This is a genomic window from Arthrobacter sp. fls2-241-R2A-172, assembly GCF_030208885.1.
Classification (GTDB): Bacteria; Actinomycetota; Actinomycetes; order Actinomycetales; family Micrococcaceae; genus Arthrobacter.
Genome location: NZ_JARVTB010000005.1, coordinates 22,830 through 38,222, shown reverse-complemented (window position 1 = coordinate 38,222; position 15,393 = coordinate 22,830). Strand labels below are relative to the sequence as shown.

Annotated in this window: 16 protein-coding genes; 6 read left to right on the top strand and 10 right to left on the bottom strand. The window is 61.8% G+C overall.

Annotation, left to right across the window (positions count from 1 at the left end; genetic code table 11):
- Window positions 1-27: 27 nt before the first annotated feature.
- From QRM57_RS11275 to QRM57_RS11260, 4 genes are all read right to left on the bottom strand, one after another.
- A complete protein-coding gene (locus QRM57_RS11275; RefSeq protein ID WP_257370815.1) occupies window positions 28-1,536 on the bottom strand; it encodes an amino acid permease in 1,509 nt (502 codons plus the stop codon).
- Window positions 1,537-1,680: 144 nt separating this feature from the next.
- On the bottom strand, window positions 1,681-3,096 hold the full coding sequence (locus QRM57_RS11270) for an aspartate ammonia-lyase (protein ID WP_257370816.1): 1,416 nt from the start codon (window positions 3,094-3,096) through the stop codon (window positions 1,681-1,683).
- A 13-nt stretch (window positions 3,097-3,109) separates the two neighbouring features.
- Window positions 3,110-4,111, bottom strand: coding sequence for an asparaginase (locus QRM57_RS11265; RefSeq protein WP_284986643.1), 1,002 nt, complete (start codon window positions 4,109-4,111; stop codon window positions 3,110-3,112).
- An 18-nt stretch (window positions 4,112-4,129) separates the two neighbouring features.
- On the bottom strand, window positions 4,130-4,858 hold the full coding sequence (locus QRM57_RS11260; protein WP_257370818.1) for a FadR/GntR family transcriptional regulator: 729 nt from the start codon (window positions 4,856-4,858) through the stop codon (window positions 4,130-4,132).
- A gap of 92 nt (window positions 4,859-4,950) precedes the next feature.
- Between QRM57_RS11260 and QRM57_RS11255 the strand changes: the two genes are divergently transcribed.
- The 3 genes from QRM57_RS11255 (at window position 4,951) to QRM57_RS11245 (ending at window position 6,691) form a co-directional block, all read left to right on the top strand.
- Window positions 4,951-5,457: a hypothetical protein gene (locus QRM57_RS11255; protein ID WP_284986641.1), complete on the top strand. Its 507-nt coding sequence runs from the start codon at window positions 4,951-4,953 to the stop codon at window positions 5,455-5,457.
- Window positions 5,458-5,537: 80 nt separating this feature from the next.
- Window positions 5,538-6,146: a hypothetical protein gene (locus QRM57_RS11250; RefSeq protein WP_284986640.1), complete on the top strand. Its 609-nt coding sequence runs from the start codon at window positions 5,538-5,540 to the stop codon at window positions 6,144-6,146.
- Between the two features lie 83 nt (window positions 6,147-6,229).
- Window positions 6,230-6,691 carry a DUF3817 domain-containing protein gene (locus QRM57_RS11245; RefSeq protein WP_284986639.1) on the top strand — a complete coding sequence of 154 codons (462 nt, stop codon included), beginning with the start codon at window positions 6,230-6,232 and terminating at the stop codon, window positions 6,689-6,691.
- A 320-nt stretch (window positions 6,692-7,011) separates the two neighbouring features.
- On the opposite strand, the gene QRM57_RS11240 is transcribed toward QRM57_RS11245, so the two are convergent.
- From QRM57_RS11240 to QRM57_RS11230, 3 genes are all read right to left on the bottom strand, one after another.
- Entirely contained in the window at window positions 7,012-7,908 is an 897-nt protein-coding gene (locus QRM57_RS11240) for a hypothetical protein (RefSeq protein WP_284986638.1), read from the bottom strand.
- A gap of 46 nt (window positions 7,909-7,954) precedes the next feature.
- Window positions 7,955-8,620 carry a DUF6318 family protein gene (locus QRM57_RS11235; protein WP_284986637.1) on the bottom strand — a complete coding sequence of 222 codons (666 nt, stop codon included), beginning with the start codon at window positions 8,618-8,620 and terminating at the stop codon, window positions 7,955-7,957.
- Between the two features lie 105 nt (window positions 8,621-8,725).
- Window positions 8,726-9,103 carry an RNA-binding S4 domain-containing protein gene (locus tag QRM57_RS11230; RefSeq protein WP_018779945.1) on the bottom strand — a complete coding sequence of 126 codons (378 nt, stop codon included), beginning with the start codon at window positions 9,101-9,103 and terminating at the stop codon, window positions 8,726-8,728.
- 369 nt (window positions 9,104-9,472) lie between these two features.
- Here QRM57_RS11230 and QRM57_RS11225 point away from each other — a divergent pair, with 369 nt between their 5' ends.
- Window positions 9,473-10,864, top strand: coding sequence for an MATE family efflux transporter (locus tag QRM57_RS11225; protein ID WP_284986636.1), 1,392 nt, complete (start codon window positions 9,473-9,475; stop codon window positions 10,862-10,864).
- A 1-nt stretch (window position 10,865) separates the two neighbouring features.
- On the opposite strand, the gene QRM57_RS11220 is transcribed toward QRM57_RS11225, so the two are convergent.
- Entirely contained in the window at window positions 10,866-11,990 is a 1,125-nt protein-coding gene (locus tag QRM57_RS11220) for a sulfite oxidase (RefSeq protein WP_284986635.1), read from the bottom strand.
- A 164-nt stretch (window positions 11,991-12,154) separates the two neighbouring features.
- A complete protein-coding gene (locus tag QRM57_RS11215; protein ID WP_235520962.1) occupies window positions 12,155-13,189 on the bottom strand; it encodes an aldo/keto reductase in 1,035 nt (344 codons plus the stop codon).
- A 248-nt stretch (window positions 13,190-13,437) separates the two neighbouring features.
- Between QRM57_RS11215 and QRM57_RS11210 the strand changes: the two genes are divergently transcribed.
- A complete protein-coding gene (locus tag QRM57_RS11210; RefSeq protein ID WP_235520960.1) occupies window positions 13,438-13,929 on the top strand; it encodes a flavin reductase family protein in 492 nt (163 codons plus the stop codon).
- A 6-nt stretch (window positions 13,930-13,935) separates the two neighbouring features.
- On the opposite strand, the gene QRM57_RS11205 is transcribed toward QRM57_RS11210, so the two are convergent.
- Window positions 13,936-14,793, bottom strand: coding sequence for a hypothetical protein (locus tag QRM57_RS11205; protein WP_284986634.1), 858 nt, complete (start codon window positions 14,791-14,793; stop codon window positions 13,936-13,938).
- A 98-nt stretch (window positions 14,794-14,891) separates the two neighbouring features.
- Between QRM57_RS11205 and QRM57_RS11200 the strand changes: the two genes are divergently transcribed.
- Window positions 14,892-15,347: a YchJ family protein gene (locus QRM57_RS11200; RefSeq protein ID WP_284986633.1), complete on the top strand. Its 456-nt coding sequence runs from the start codon at window positions 14,892-14,894 to the stop codon at window positions 15,345-15,347.
- Window positions 15,348-15,393: the final 46 nt, after the last annotated feature.

Below are 15,393 nucleotides of genomic sequence, written 5' to 3'. Positions count from 1 at the left end.
GGTGCCGCCGTCGTGAGTTGGCGTTTGTTACCTGTCGCCGCCCGGGAGGGGGCGGTTGGCGATAACCGGCGCGCTGCCGGTGTAACCATCGCGGGTGGCGGCAAGCTCATGGATCTGCTTGCGGCACAGGAACCAGCCCCAGACCATGAGGCCACAGGCGATTGCGGTGACCAGCATGGTGAGCGGCGACTCGATGAACACCATGACCAGCACGCCGGCAAGGAAGATCAAGGACAGCCAACCCGTGTACGGAGCTCCGAAAAGCCGGAAGGACGGGCGCTTCACCCAGCCCTTGTCGGACCAGCGTTTCAGTTGCATCTGGCACAGGACGATGGTGGCCCAGGTGACGATGATGCCTACGGAGGCGACGTTAAGGACGATTTCGAAGGCGTCGGACGGGACGAGGTAGTTCAGCGGAACACCGAGGAGCGAGACGCCGGCGGTGATGGCGATGCCGCCGTAAGGAACGCCTGCCTTGTTCATGCGCTGTGCGAACTTAGGGGCCGAACCGGCCACCGACATGGAGCGAAGGATGCGGCCCGTGGAGTAGAGCCCGGCGTTCAGTGACGACAGGGCAGCGGTGAGGACCACGAGGTTCATGATGACATCCACGCCCTGGACGCCGATGGACCCGAAGAACGTCACGAACGGGCTGACGCCCTTCTGGTACGAGGTGTACGGGAGAAGCAGGGCGAGCAGGATGACCGAGCCAACGTAGAACACTGCGATACGGAAGACCACGGAGTTGATGGCCTTGGGCATGATCTTCTCAGGGTTGGGCGTTTCACCGGCAGCGGTACCCACGAGCTCGATGGAAGCGTAAGCGAACAGCACACCCTGCATGAGGATGATCATTGGCAGGATGCCGTTCGGGAAGATGCCGCCGTTATCGGAGATGAGGCTGAAACCGACCGTCTGGCCATCAACAGGGGTACCGAAGATGACAAAGTAGGTGCCAACCAGGAGGAAGGCCACCAGCGCGGCCACCTTGATCAGCGCGAACCAGAACTCCATTTCGCCGAAGACCTTCACCGACACCAGGTTGAGGCTCAGGACGACGACCAACGCGATCAGGGCCCAGGCCCACTGCGGAACGGCGCCCATCCACGGGACGTACTTTCCGAAGAAGTTCATGTACAGCGCGGCCGCCGTGATGTCCACAATCGTGGTGGTGGCCCAGTTGATCCAGTAGAACCAGCCCGAGACGAAGGCTGCCTTCTCACCATAGAACTCACGGGCGTAGGAGACGAAGGATCCCGACGACGGGCGGTGCAGAACGAGTTCACCGAGTGCGCGAAGGATCAGGAAGGCGAAAAAGCCGCAGACTGCGTAGGCGATGACGAGGGACGGGCCAGCTGCGTTGAGCCGGCCGCCGGCGCCCAGGAACAGGCCGGTGCCGATGGCGCCACCGATCGCGATCATTTGGATCTGGCGCGGCTTCAGGTCCTTGTGGTAGCCGGAGTCCTCCTTGTGGAGGGATTTCTCGGTGGCATGCGCTTGGGCCGGGACCGTGTGGTCCGTGATGGGGTTGGTCATTGGAATCCTTAGGGGTGTCCTGTTGGGGTGTCCATGGGAGTGCCCGGTTCGGGATCCGGGCTCGCTGGACAGTGCCGCGTGGGGGTATGCCTCATGGGGCGTAACGGCTGGCGGAAGCCGCTGGGTTTATTGGCCAGTTTGAGCCTATTTGCTCAGATTCGCCAGACGTTCAGGGCTGAGCAGTTCTTCGAGCTGGGACGCGGTCAGCAGGCCATGTTCCAGAACGAGTTCTGCAACGCCCTTGCCCGTTGCCAGTGCCTCCTGCGCAATAGCAGTGGCGGAGGCGTAACCGATATGGGGGTTCAATGCCGTGACAAGGCCGATCGACTGCTCCACGGTAAGCCGTAGCCGTTCGGTGTTTGCGGTGATGCCCCGGACACAGCGGGCCGTAAGGGTGCGGCACGCTGCTTCCAGGTGGGAAATGCTCTTGTGCAGGCTGTGCACAATGATCGGCTCGAAGGCGTTCAGCTGAAGCTGGCCCGCCTCCGCGGCCATGGTGACGGTTACATCGTTGCCGATGACCTCGTAAGCCACCTGGCTGACCACTTCCGGGATCACCGGATTGATCTTGCCGGGCATGATCGACGAACCGGACTGCACAGCCGGAAGGTTGATCTCGCCCAAACCCGCACGCGGTCCCGAGGACAGCAAGCGGAGGTCGTTGCAAATCTTGGAAAGCTTCACAGCCACGCGCTTGAGCACACCGGAGAGGTGCACGAAAGCGCCAACATCCTGGGTGGCCTCGATCAGGTCCGCGGCCGTGAGCAAAGGAAGACCGGTGATCTCTGCCAGGTGGCGGCATGCAGCGTCCGCGTAGCCGGCCGGGGCGTTCAAGCCCGTTCCGATGGCGGTTGCCCCCAGGTTGATCTCGTGGATGAGCATGTGCGACTCGTCCAGGCGGGCCCGGTCCTCGCCGATGGTGACGGCGTAGCCGCCGAACTCCTGGCCCAACGTCATGGGGACTGCATCCTGCAGCTGGGTGCGGCCCATCTTCACCACGGTTCGGAACTCACGGCCCTTTTCGGCGAAGGCCACCTCGAGCTCCTCGAGGGCCTCCAGCAGTTCCTTGACGGAGAAGATCGTGGCCAGGTTCACCGCTGTTGGGTAGACGTCGTTGGTGGACTGGCTCAGGTTGACGTGGTCGTTCGGGTGCAGCTTGGAGTAGTCGCCCTTGGGGTGGCCCAGGATTTCCAGCGCACGGTTGGCGATGACCTCGTTGGCATTCATGTTGGAGCTGGTGCCTGCGCCGCCCTGGATCACGTCCACCATGAACTGGTCCTGCAGCATGCCGTCCATGATGTCCTGGCAGGCTTGCTCAATGGCCCCTGCGCGCTCGGCATCCAGGAGTCCGAGCTCGTGGTTGGTGCGGGCTGCGGCTTGCTTCACAGCGGCCAGGCCCCTGACAAGGTGCTTGTTGGTGGAAAGCGGCTGCCCCGTGATGGGGAAGTTCTCGATGGCGCGGAGGGTATGGACGCCCCAGTAGGCGTCCGCGGGTACATTGCGGTCGCCAAGAAGGTCGTGTTCGGAACGGAGGGGGATCGCCTGATCGACGGTGGTCATAGCTGTCCTTGGTTTAGTTGCTGAAAATTTGGGCTGCACGGAGCTCGCCGACCGGAAGGCCGCCGCCCAGTACAGGTGGGCTTTGAAGCGTGTCCAAGCTGCCGCCGTCGACACCCAAGTGGCGGAGGACCTCAACGGTGACGGGCATGCGGGCGCGATCACCGCCGTCGGAAATCTTCACGGCGACGCCCGTGCCGTCGGGGAGTCCCACCAGCTGGAGGCCTTCAAAGCCGTCCTTCGCAAGCAGTCCCGGGACGGCGCGCATCAAAGCCGTGACATCGCGGCCTTCACCGGCGACCATCTCCGGGAAACGGCGCATGGCGTGCGCCACCTTGCCCTCGTTGGTGTCCGCGTCCGCGGCGGCCAGACGACCGTACGCCCGGGCCATTCCGTGCAGCGAGTGGGCAAAAAGCGGTGTTCCGCAGCCGTCAGTGCTGACCGCCGCGGCTTCCTCGCCGGTGAGTTCGGTAATGGTGTCGCGGACCAGGACCTGCAGGGGGTGCTCCGGGTGCAAGTACCCCTCCACAGGCCAGCCATTGATGACGCAAACGGCGGTCATGGACGCGTGCTTACCTGAACAGTTCTGCGCGATCTGGGTGGGACCGTTGCCGGCGCGAAGCCATTCCTCGCGCTCCTTTACTCCATAAGGGAGGTCAGTGCTGTTGGCGAGGTCCTTTTCGGTAAGGCCATGCAGCTTCAGGATTTCCTGGGCGCCGCTGCGGTGCATTTCTGCCCCCGAGTGGCTTGCTGCCGTGAGTGCCAGAAGGTTCTCCGAAATGTCCAAACCGGCTTTAAGGAGTGCAACCGCCTGGAGCGGCTTCAGGCTTGAACGCGGGTACATCGGCGCATCCGGCTCACCTGCTGATGCTGCTGTGCTGCCGTCTTCGTTCAAGGCGATCAGCGAGCCGTAATGGATGCTCTCCACCAACCCGTCGCGGGTTACCTCGACGAGCGGGACGTGGTTGGGCGCATTCCGCGCCTCGGCCTGATGGGCCGGTGCTGCTGGGACGGTCATGGTGTCCTTTTGGGTGGGTCATTTGCTGAGGATCGTGTCCAGGGCGACGCTGACGGCCTGAAGGTGGTCGGCCATTGCCTTGCTGGCGGCTTCGGAGTCGCCGGCTTCGATGGCGTTGAGCACTGCGAGGTGCTCCTCGTCGGAGCGGTGCTGCCGGTCCGCCACAAGGTTGAGGGTTTCGGACTGGTGGGCCAAAGCCTCGCGGATGTCTGAAACAACGCTGGCGAACACCCGGTTTCCGCTGGCGCGGGCTACGGCGGAGTGGAAAGTGGCGTCGAGGTTGACCCAGGCCTCGGGATCGGTCTCGTTGAGCATTTCCTGGACAATGTCCTTGAGGTGCTCGAGTTCCTCGTCGGTCCTCCGTTGAGCCGCGAGCCCGGCGGCCGGGATCTCGATGTGGGGACGTGCTTCGTTAAGATCGCGTGCGCTGTACTGTCCCAAGGTAAGGTCGTTAGCGACCTTGTTGGCCACAATGAACGTGCCCTTGCCGGTTTTGGTCATGGTCAGGCCCAAGGTGTTGCAGGACCTCAAGGCCTCCCGGATGACTGAGCGGCTCACACCGTACTGGGCGGCGAGCGTCGCCTCGGAGCTCAACTTGGTGCCGACGTCGAACTGGCCGCCCTCGATGGCACGCCTCAGGGCCGCGAAGACCGCTTCAGCTGCGGAAATGCGGGAGATCGGGGTGTGCGCAGCGGCATTGCCCGGAAACTCGGGTTGTCCAGCTGTCCGGCTGTCTGACAGGTTCACGCTTTGAATATGGCACGGGTCACAAGGCACTGTCAACGCTGAAAGAACCGCTTCACGGTTTGGTGATAATCCGTGGTCAAGCACAATGGACCATGCTCTTCACCAAAAAGTCCCTCACCGCCGATGGCTTCACCGGGTTCAGGCCGCTCGACGAACTCGATCCCATGCGGATTCCCCAGGGACCCGGCATCTTCGTGGTCCTTCGCCCAGCAGATTTTGAGCCCGCATTCCTTAGTAAGAGCACTGCCGGGACGTTCAAGAAAAAGGACCCCTCCCTCAAACGGGAAGCGCTGGAAACCGAGTGGCTCCCGGAAGCTTCCGTACTTTACGTGGGCAAGGCCGGCGCCGGCAGCCAAGGCAATCGCGGGCTTCGTAAGCAGATCCAAGAGTTCATGGACTACGGTCGTGGGCGTCCGACCGTCGTGTGGGATGCCCGACTCATCTGGCAGTTGCGGGACGCCCTCGACCTGGTGATCGCCTGGAAGGAACTCCCCGCGTCCGAGGTCAACGCGGCCGAAGCCGCCTATCACGCTGATTTTGTGGCCACTTTTGGCCGGCTTCCGTTTGCCAACCTTGTCCAGGCGCGCTCCAGGAAGTAAGGACCAACGTTCGACGGCGACGGCTGGCGGGCGCCGCCGTCGGCCTGCCGCTCGCTTCGCATCCGGCGCATAATGTGGTCATGACCGCCAGTGATCCCACCCGCGGCAGACCAGCGGGACCGCGCATTACAGTTGAGGTTCCGGCCCTTCGCGTTGGCGCCGGACTTGCCGACTATGAGGGACTCAACCGCTTTGTCGACTCACTGCGCAAGCCGTCGGGACTGCATATGACACTGTTGCACGTCGGCGTCCTGGACCACTTGGTGGCGGACATTGAGGCTTGGACCAGAGGACTCTCGACGGCGGATAAGGTGCTTCCGGAAATCGTGAGCTGGCTGACCGAACTGCCGGTTCTGGGAGGTTTCCTTGGAAAGTCGGGCCGACTGATCCCCTTGGGCGGCGGGCGGCTGATGGGCCTGGAAGTGGACGTACCCCAAGAAGTCCACGATTATCAGGCCCTTTTGGTTCAGGGGCTCCACGTGCTTCTGGACGATCTTGGCCTCGACAACATCGACGACTTTATTCTCAGCTCACCTGCCTTGGGCTACAGATCACCGCGGTGGCTGCCCCATATTGCCGTCGGCAAGGCAAGATCCCGACACGAAGAGCCTATCGAAATAGCTCCTGTGGCAATTGAGTTTGGTGATTCCCGGATCCGGAACAGGCAGGCGCTGCCCTCGGCACAATGAATTGTTGTTGGGAGTTGACGCACCGGGAAGTTCTACAGCCCGTAGAATATGATGCGTCTCCCGTTTTCTACCTGAGGACTCCCATGCAGCCGCGCACCCTGTTCCGTACCGTCGCTTTTGCCGAGGCCGTGACTTGGACGCTGTTGCTGATTGGGCTCTTCCTTAAGTACGTCACTCGCACCACCGATGTGGGGGTGAGCATCGCCGGAGGCATCCATGGATTCGTGTTCCTTTGCTATGCCGCCACGGCTGCCTTCACCTGGATCAACCAAAAATGGTCCACACGCACTGGCCTGCTCGCGATCATCTCGGCAGTCATTCCCTATGCCACTGTCCCCATGGAGAAGTCGCTGGACCGTCGCGGTCTCCTTGCCGGAGGCTGGCGTTTGGTCGCTGGGGGAGAGGACCCGCGCGGTGGTTTGGAAAAGACCCAGGCTTGGGTATTGAGGAATCCGATCCTCGCTGTGCTGGTGACGCTCGTGGCCGTGGGAGTGGTCTTTAGCTTCCTGCTCTTCATGGGCCCTCCAGGTGCCTGGTTCTCCTGACCTTTATCGGCCGAAACGATGAAATCCCGTGTCTTCCCTGGAGGGCCGGACACAAACGTTGGTCGAGGCCCCTTCGGCAGACACCAACACCGACGGCGGGACACAGTCCCGGCATGCGCTCAAAAGAAGCACACTTGCCAATGCCACAATGGCCGACTTCACGCGGGCAGAGGCTGAAAACCGGGCATTGAAATGTCGTTTCATCGCGGGTTTCTTCTCCCTTGGGGCTTGTTGGCATGGACGGTCCAAGGACTGGTCCGAAGCTGCCGATTTTGGGCGTGACGGCATCAGGTGACCGCCCAGTCGGTAGTGCTGTCCTGCTACTTGGCCGTTTGTGGGCAGCCCCATGATGTGGGGTTTTGGTCGCAGGTGTCGGCGACGAGGGCTTTTTCTGTTTTCCAGACGTGGATGGTTTTTGGTGGTGTGGTGAGGGTGAGGGTTCCGTTGATGGGTAGGGGTGGGCCGTTGTTGACGGAGTAGGTTCCGGTGTAGGTGGTGGTGAGTGTGGTGGGGTAGTTCCCGGTTTGGGTGTAGGTGTGGCTGTTGCGGGTGTTGGTGGTGAGCCATTGGTTTTGGGGGATTGGGTATCCGGCTTGGGGTGTGGGGCCGAGGGTGGTGCCGTCGCCGTAGTTGTAGGTGTAGTTGGTTGGTGTTGCGGTGAGGTGGACTGCTTGGCCGAGGATGGTGAGGTCGAAGGTTTGTTGTTGGGGTGTGGTGTAGAAGTTGGTGGGTCCGCCTTTGAGGGTGTTGGGGGAGGGTTGGGCTTGGAGGGTTCCTGGGTTGATGGGTAGTTGGCGGAAGTCGTTGAGGATCCGGGCGGCGATGTTGGCCAGGACGTTTTCGGGTTTGGTGTCGTAGAGGCAGGTTGGTCCGCTGACGGTGGGGTAGTCGGTCCAGACAGGGTTGGTGATTGATTTGGGGGCTTGCCGCCAGATCACTGGTGTGCCTGGTTCGCTGTCGAGTGTTTTCGGTGGGCAGTCCAGGGTGAGGCAGCCTTTGTCCGGGGTGTCCGAACCACCCGAGCGGCAGTGGACATCGGCCATGTACTGGTTCGGGTCCTCGGTGCCCGGAGCCGTGCCGGTGAGGCTGGGCGCCAGCTGTCCTGTTACTGGATCAAGGCTCCATACAGCTCCGAAGTCGACAGTCTTCGCCTGTCTGTTAGCGCTGCCCCAGGTATCAGACGTCTCAGTTGACCGCGCATGTGGGGTCGCGCCCATTATGGTTAGGGCCACAGTGAGAGCTCCCAATAGGAATCGGGATTTGTCAGCGGATAACACCCGTATCCACCAACTTCCAAGCCGATTGATAGGACGCAACAAAAACGAAGGCATCGTTTGTCGCTTTGTCTGCCGGGCGGCCCATGGTTCCGTCTGCGTTGTAGTAGGAGATTTCGTCCTGTAGAAGTTGGACCTTGGCCAGATGGGAAGTTTCCGTTGGGTCCCATTGCATCTCAATCGTCGGTATGCGAACTCGACCACCAACCATCCAACGACCATCTCTGTAGCTGTCCAGCGGTGCGCGATTCAAACTCGTGCAAACACCGCAGGCAGGATCGCTCAAGGCCTCAAGTTCGGTGATGTCTCCGGTCTCACTCGCGTAATTTGCGACCGCGTAGTAGTACCCAATAAACGCCTCCAACCCCGCCTTCGAGTTCTCCTTCGCGAGCTCCGGCATCACTGGGACAGGCACATTCTGGGCCTTGCCATTCGCATCAGCCGGCTTGTAGGCAGCGGAAGAACTCGAAGTAGCCGAAGCGGCCGGCATGGTCGCGCTCGAGGCGGGTGGCGCCGTCGTCGTGCTTGTGGCGGAGGGTGGCTCGCTGGGAGTTGGGCCGCCCTGGCAGCCGCCCAGCAGCAACACAAGGACGATGCCCACAACCAAAGTTCGGGCATCCGAAGACGAAAAAGTAGCACGTGAAACGCGAGACATGACAGGCTCCCCAGCAGCTGTTCGGCGGTGTGCCGGTCAGTCTAGGCCGGGGCAGGTGAAGGTTTCATGTCAGAAAATGCGGCCTGTGGAAAACCGCCACAAGAGCTATCCCCGCAGCTTCTCCATGTCCCGGCGGTCCTTCTTGGTGGGCCGGCCAGCGCCGCGATCGCGCTGGGGCAGTCCGAGCTTGGGGGCCACCGGCCGAGGGGGCGTGTGGTCTGTGAAGCAGTGCGAGGCAGCTTCGGCTCCGACACGCTTGGCGATGAGCCGCCGCACCTCAAGGATCCGTTCCCATCCGGATTCACGCACGCGGATGGTGTCGCCGATGATCACGCTTTGCGAAGCTTTTACCGGGTTTCCGTTGATCCGGATGTGCCCGGCGCGGCAGGCGGCAGTAGCGGCGGACCGGGTCTTGTAGGCGCGGATCGCCCATAGCCAGGCGTCGACGCGGACGTTCGCTGGGGATGACGACGGGATGCTCATCCATGAATTGTCCCCGATGACAGGGATCTGTGCACGGCGGACACGAGCCTCCTGGGCGCCCCGCAAGGGTCCACGGTCAATATGACTTGCAGCAATTCAATAATTCATATAGCTGGACAATAAATCCTGGATGGAAGGGCTCGGCGTCCAATTCCAATGCAAGGAGCTATTGCCGCGACGCCTAATAATGCAATCCAGGGGACCTCCGTTTTCGGGCTCAACCCATGTGTTAGCGTGTTTCCCGTACTGACCAGTACATATAGCTGGAGTTCAATTAGTCTTTGATCGAATGGAATAAGTAATTGACAAGAACTATGAGAATTTCCTTACTTCCGTCAGTGCGGCAGCAGCTGGCAGCAAGCTGAGCTGATGTCGAAACAGGTCAGTTCAACGGAGGATACGGCGGCGCCGGGGGCTGCCTCCCACACCATCCTTTCGCCGCGGACGTTCACTTCCTTGGCTGGGACCATGTTCGCAGTCGATCTCCTGAGCGCGGGAAACGGGGCCATTGACCTCGCCTTCGTGGCACCGTTTGGGGTGCTCATGGTGGCCGGCATAGGTCTGGGCGATCTGGTGACCGCACTGTTTATGGCCTTCTTTGCGGGCATCGTCGACGTTTTTGCTGTGAAATTGGCCCGTGCCGAGGGACGCGACGACGCCGGCAAGCTATTGCCCACATTGTTTACTGGCCTGCTTTTGGTCGCCGCCGTTTGGACTGCTGCCGGTCTGCTGGTCAGCCGGATTGTTCCGCTGATATTCGATGTTGTGGGCTCTGAGCCGACTGTGGCTGCTATTGCGACCGACTACTTGACGGTGCGAATGATTGGCATTCCGTTTACGTTGGCCTTGGCCGCTGTTTCGATCACCCTGCGCATTGTGGGACGACAACGCGCTTCGATAGTCCTCATCGCCACAGTATTTGTGCTGAACGCGGCCCTCAATGCGGCTCTGGTTTACGGCCCGCTGAAAGTGCTGGCAGCCAATCCGGTGATGGCAGTGGCCATAGCGACAGTTTTCGCCCAGGTTCTGACTGCTGCCTGCGGGTTTGTCGTCCTCGCCCGGCATTTCTCCCGATCCCGAGGTGAGCGCGCCGCGGGTGCTGAGCAACAGCGGATCATTCCCTTGACCCGGGAGATGTTCACGACGAGCCTCGGCGTCGGACTAAGGCAGATGAATAACTACGCCGCAGCCGTGGTGCCCTTTATGCTGATCAGCCGTTTGGACGTAGGCACTGTCGCCGCTGCAGCGGTGGCGACGAGAATCTGGACCCTCTACTGCCGGGTACCGCAAGCGACCCTTGGCGCCGTCGGCGTCTTTGTCGGATACTCCCGGGGTCGCAGCCAGCAGGATGCCCACGCCGTAGTGCAACGTTCGCGCAAGTACGTTGTCTGGCCGAGTTTCATCGCCGCTGGAGTCGTGGCAGTGGCCGTCCCGGTCCTTGCCAAGTTTTTGGGCGGTGACCAGGTTGACGTCGGTCTCGTCTGGACATTGACTGCCGCGTATCTCATCGCGGTTCCCGCCTACGTCGTGGAAAATCTGTGCGGCGAGATCCTGACGGTGGAACAACGGGCTTCATGGCTGTCCTTGCCATCAACGGTCGTCACGCATCTGGTAACCATTCCGATCGCCGTCGTCGGGATCCTGGTCTGGGAATCGGCGCTGGTGGCCGTTGCGTCCGCAGCTGCCGCATCGCTTCTGCTGGCCCTGACGTACAGCATGCGGACCCGGCAGCTCGGGTACCGGCTCATCGGAGGGTCCTGAACTACCGCACCGTCACCTCTACGCGTTGCGCCATGTTGTTCCCGATGCCCTGGTAATTCCACACCTGTTCCGTGGGTTGCAGCGCACCCGACGTATCCATCGCCCGGCACCGCAGTACGTGCTCTCCCAGGCTCGCGACCCACACCATGGACCACGAACGCCACGCAAAATCACCCAGCGCCGGTTCCAAGTGCGCGGGCATCCATTCGCCGTCGATCCCCACTTCGACCCGCTCCACTTCGCCGTGACCGGACCATGCTCGCCCATGCAGCATCACTGGACCGGCGTCCACTACGCGGCGACGCGTGAAGAAATCGGGAATGCCGGGAGGAATCATCAGGGAGCGCACACGGATATGCGTCACAGGCAGGCCCGGCCCGTCGGGTCCCTGCAGGTAGTGATACGCGACCGCCTGCTGGAATCCCATGAACCGCGATGTCACAGCTTCGATCGACGTCAACCACTTCACGCTCGCCATTCCATACCAGCCGGGCACCAGCAACCTCAAGGGGAATCCGTGCTGTAGCGGCAAGGGATTTCCGTTCATGGCATACACCAGCATGACTTCGGGATGCATCGCCTCAGCGATCGAAAGGCTGCGCGCGTATGGCTCTTCGACCCCGCTTTGGATGCCGCTGTCGGCACCGGTAAAGACAAGTTCGACGGCGTCACTCGCCAAACCCGCTTCCTCCAACAGGGGTGCCAAGGGAGTTCCCGTCCACTCCGCGGTGCCCACTGCTCCCAGACCCCAAGGCTGGCTTAGCGGACGCGGCTGCAGGAGCGAGCGCCCATTTCCGGCGCACTCCAAGGTGACAGGCATCGTGACGGAGGGCTTGGCTTTGATGTCATCCAGGCTCAACTCAAGGCCGCGTTGGAAAGAACCGCCCAACCGCAAACGCCAGGAATCAGCGGACACATGAGGGATGTCGAAGTGGATGAGCAGGTAATGAAGGCCAGCGGGCGTGATGTCGTCGTGCAGGGCCTCCAACGGCATGGAATGGTTCCGTCCGGAGAGCTGCAGCTCTTCGTGGGTCAGCGGACCGTCGGTGGGCTGCCCGGAAGTGGGCTGCCCGGAAGTGGGGTGCCCGGAAGTGGGGGCTTTTTGCTTGACGTGGTGATCGGACATGGGACGGCGGCGTTCTACTGGGAGCTAAACGCTGCGGAGTGCCGCAGCACCTAGGACAAGGATCACGCCGCGGGCAGAACTCCGTCAATAGCTCGTTGCGGGGCCCGCTGATCAGGGAAAATCACCCCAACACCCTGCAGAGCAGGCCCCACAACGGAAAGTGACTACCGGCGTCGTAGTTCCGGGTATTCAAGGTGCGGCGCGACAGTGCCGGCGTCGCGTTCCAGGAAGTTGACGGCGGGCGCCACGATGTCGTCGATTTCATCCAAAACAGACTCGCTCAGGACCACGTCCGCTGCCTTGAGGTAGTCGGTCAGGTGGTCCTCGGTGCGTGGCCCGATAATTACACTGGTCACGGCAGGGTGGTTCAGTGCAAAGGCAACAGCGAGTTGGATCAGGGTCAATCCGTGCCTGGCTGCCAGCTGGGCCAAGGCATCGGCGGCGTGCAGCTTGCCCTGGTTGAACGGAGCGTTAACGTCGAACCGGCCGGGAAGAGCGGAGAATCGCGAACTTTCCGGCTGTCCGGAGCCGACGCGGTAGCCTCCGGCCAGCCACCCGCCGTCGAGCGGTCCGTAACTCAAAACGCCGACGCCGTATTGCTGGGTGATGGGGAAGACGTCGCGTTCGTTGGCACGCACCAACAGAGAGTACGGAACCTGGTCGACCACCGGCGGCGTCAGGTGGTTGGTGTTGGCGATCCACTGGGCCTCAACAAGCTGTGCCGGGCTGAACACGGAGGTGCCGTAGTAGAGGATCTTGCCCTGCCGGATGAGGTCGTTGAGCGCGGTGATTGTCTCAAGCAGGTCGGTGTTGTAGTCCGGCCGATGCGCCTGGTAAAGGTCGATGCGGTCGGTATTCAGGCGCCGCAAGCTGTCCTCCACAGCCCGGACTATCCACCTCCGGGAATTGCCGGCGTGCGCAGGGTTGGATCCCATCTGGCCATGGAACTTCGTGGCAAGGAAAACGTCGTCGCGCCGGCTGTGGATAGCTTGGCCCACAACTGTCTCGGCTTCTCCCTGCGAGTAGATGTCGGCTGTGTCGACGCTGGTGATGCCGGCGTCAAGGGCGGCCTTGATGATGCGGATGCTCTCGGCCGGACCCGTAGGTGCGGCGCCGGTGCCGAAGTTCAGGGTGCCCAAGGTGAGGGGGCTGATCAGGGCGCCAGTGCGCCCAAGCGTACGTAGCTCGTTGAGGCTCATGGTGGCTTCCTGTGGAGGGGTAGTGCTGGGATGTTCAATCGAGGCTACACACGGCCGTCGATGGCATAAACGCAAGCGGTAGAACTTCTTCGTTTTTCGTCTTGCGGAGTAATGGAAGGGGCCATATTCCGCGACATTTCTTGACACACGGCAACACAAATGTCTTCCGGATCAACAAATATTGCCGTTCTCCTGCACAGGTGAATTATGGGAAGGGAACTCAAGCAACGCACGAAGGGGACAGCGGAATGACACAGACCACAGTGGAAGAAACGGCGGCCATCAAGGCTGCCTTTGCGCAGTTCCCGTCAGGAGTCGCAGCGTTCAGTGCGATGGTGGACTTCACGCCGGAAGCCCTGGTGGCATCGTCCTTTACGGTGGGTGTTTCGCTCGAACCACCATTGGTGATGTTCGCGGTGCAGAACTCCTCCACAACCTGGCCGAAGCTCAGGCAGGCCCAGCGTCTGGGCGTCTCGGTCCTCGCCGAAGGGCAGGAAGGGGCCGCACTCCAACTGGCCTCGAAGACCCGTGATCGCTTCGCCGGACTCGACACGAGCGTCAGTGACTCAGGCGCAGTCCTGATCGACGGTGCGGTGCTGGGATTCGAATGCGAAGTTGTGTCTGAGACGCCGGCCGGGGACCACGCAATCGTGGTCCTGGAGGTCAAAGCAACCACCATCAACCATGAAACAAAGCCGCTGATCTACCACGGCGCAGCGTTCCGGCAGCTGGCCGCCTAGGCACCGCTAGGAGTTGCGGCTGGCGCTGCTCAGCGAACCCTTACGGATCGGGCTCGAAGACTTTCCATTCTTGGAAGTGTTCGGGCCTGACTTTTTGGTCCCGTTTCCCGAGCCCGGTTTGCTGGGTGCATCAGACTTGGATGTGCTGCCTGGTGTGTCCGGGGTCTTCGGGGCAGGCGTCTTTCCATTGGGCGAGGGGGCGGGGTCATCCAGATCGCGGACCGTGACCTTAATGGCCGGCGGTTGAGTGGCTTTAGCGCGTTCAGCGGCCCGTCGGTCAGCTTCGGCCACGGCGTCTGCCCAGTCCTTGGCGAGAACGGGTGGTTCCTTGGCGGCGGCCACAACGATCGGATGGTGCGCGGCCTGGTGTTCGACTACGGACTTCACTTCCGCGGGTTTGGGCAGCTTGCGGGGGTCGACTTTAGCCTTCCACGCGCCGTCCTTGACGGCTGCGGACGCACCTGAGAGTCGCCGTCGGACGCTTCCAAAAAGGTCCCGCGAAGGCGCCGCGGGAGCGGCAGGTGCAGTGGCAGGCGCGGGCGCCGGGGCCTCGGAAGACGAAACATTGGCAAGGGCCGATTCCAGGACGTCGGCCTCTTCGGGAGCCGGTACACGCGCGGGGTGCGGGGGCAAATGAACGATGGGGGTTGTGGCCTTCTTCGGGAAAATTCCCACCAGCGCCAGAAGAATGATCGACAGTAGCCGCCCGACTCCGGCAACAACCAGAGTGATGATAACGATCAACCCGAGACCAAAGAACATCAGGACAGCGAGTCCCAGCGTTCCCAAGTACGTCAGGTTGATGGCGAGTGTTGTCGGATCCTCCACGTAGCCCCCCTGGCTGTCGTTTTGTGATGCGCGCATTGCCCACCTCGCTTGCTTACCTAGCCTAAGGTCCAGCACCGACGGAATCACGCCCCGCCCCACACTCTGGCCGGGTTGTTTCAAAGCTGTTATCTCGCATGGGAAAATATGTTGCCCAGCTCTCATTTAAAGCCTCAGATTGGGACTCCGTGACCCCTGACTTGACCCGCCTCCGCAGCGGAATATGCCCATGTCTCTCCGGGGACCAGTACGACGATTGCTGCGGCCGTTTTCATCGCGGCGAATCCGACGCGCCGACAGCCGTTCAACTCATGCGTTCCCGGTATTCGGCTTTCGTTGTCCTTGATCCGGAATACCTGCTCAGGACCTGGCACGCCTCCACCCGCCCGGAGTCCATGGACCTGGACCCGGACATCCAATGGCGTCGACTGGACATTCTGGACACATCGAGCGGCGGGCCCCTGGACTCGAAGGGCACCGTGGGGTTCGCTGCCCATTACAGGCTCGACGGCGAACGGGGGCTCCAGCGGGAACTCAGCCGTTTTGTGCGGGAGGGCAAGCGCTGGTTCTACGTGGACGGCGACGTGCGCTGAGCGCGCTCCTTCCCAGTTGCCTCCACATTGCCGGCGGCTATTGAGG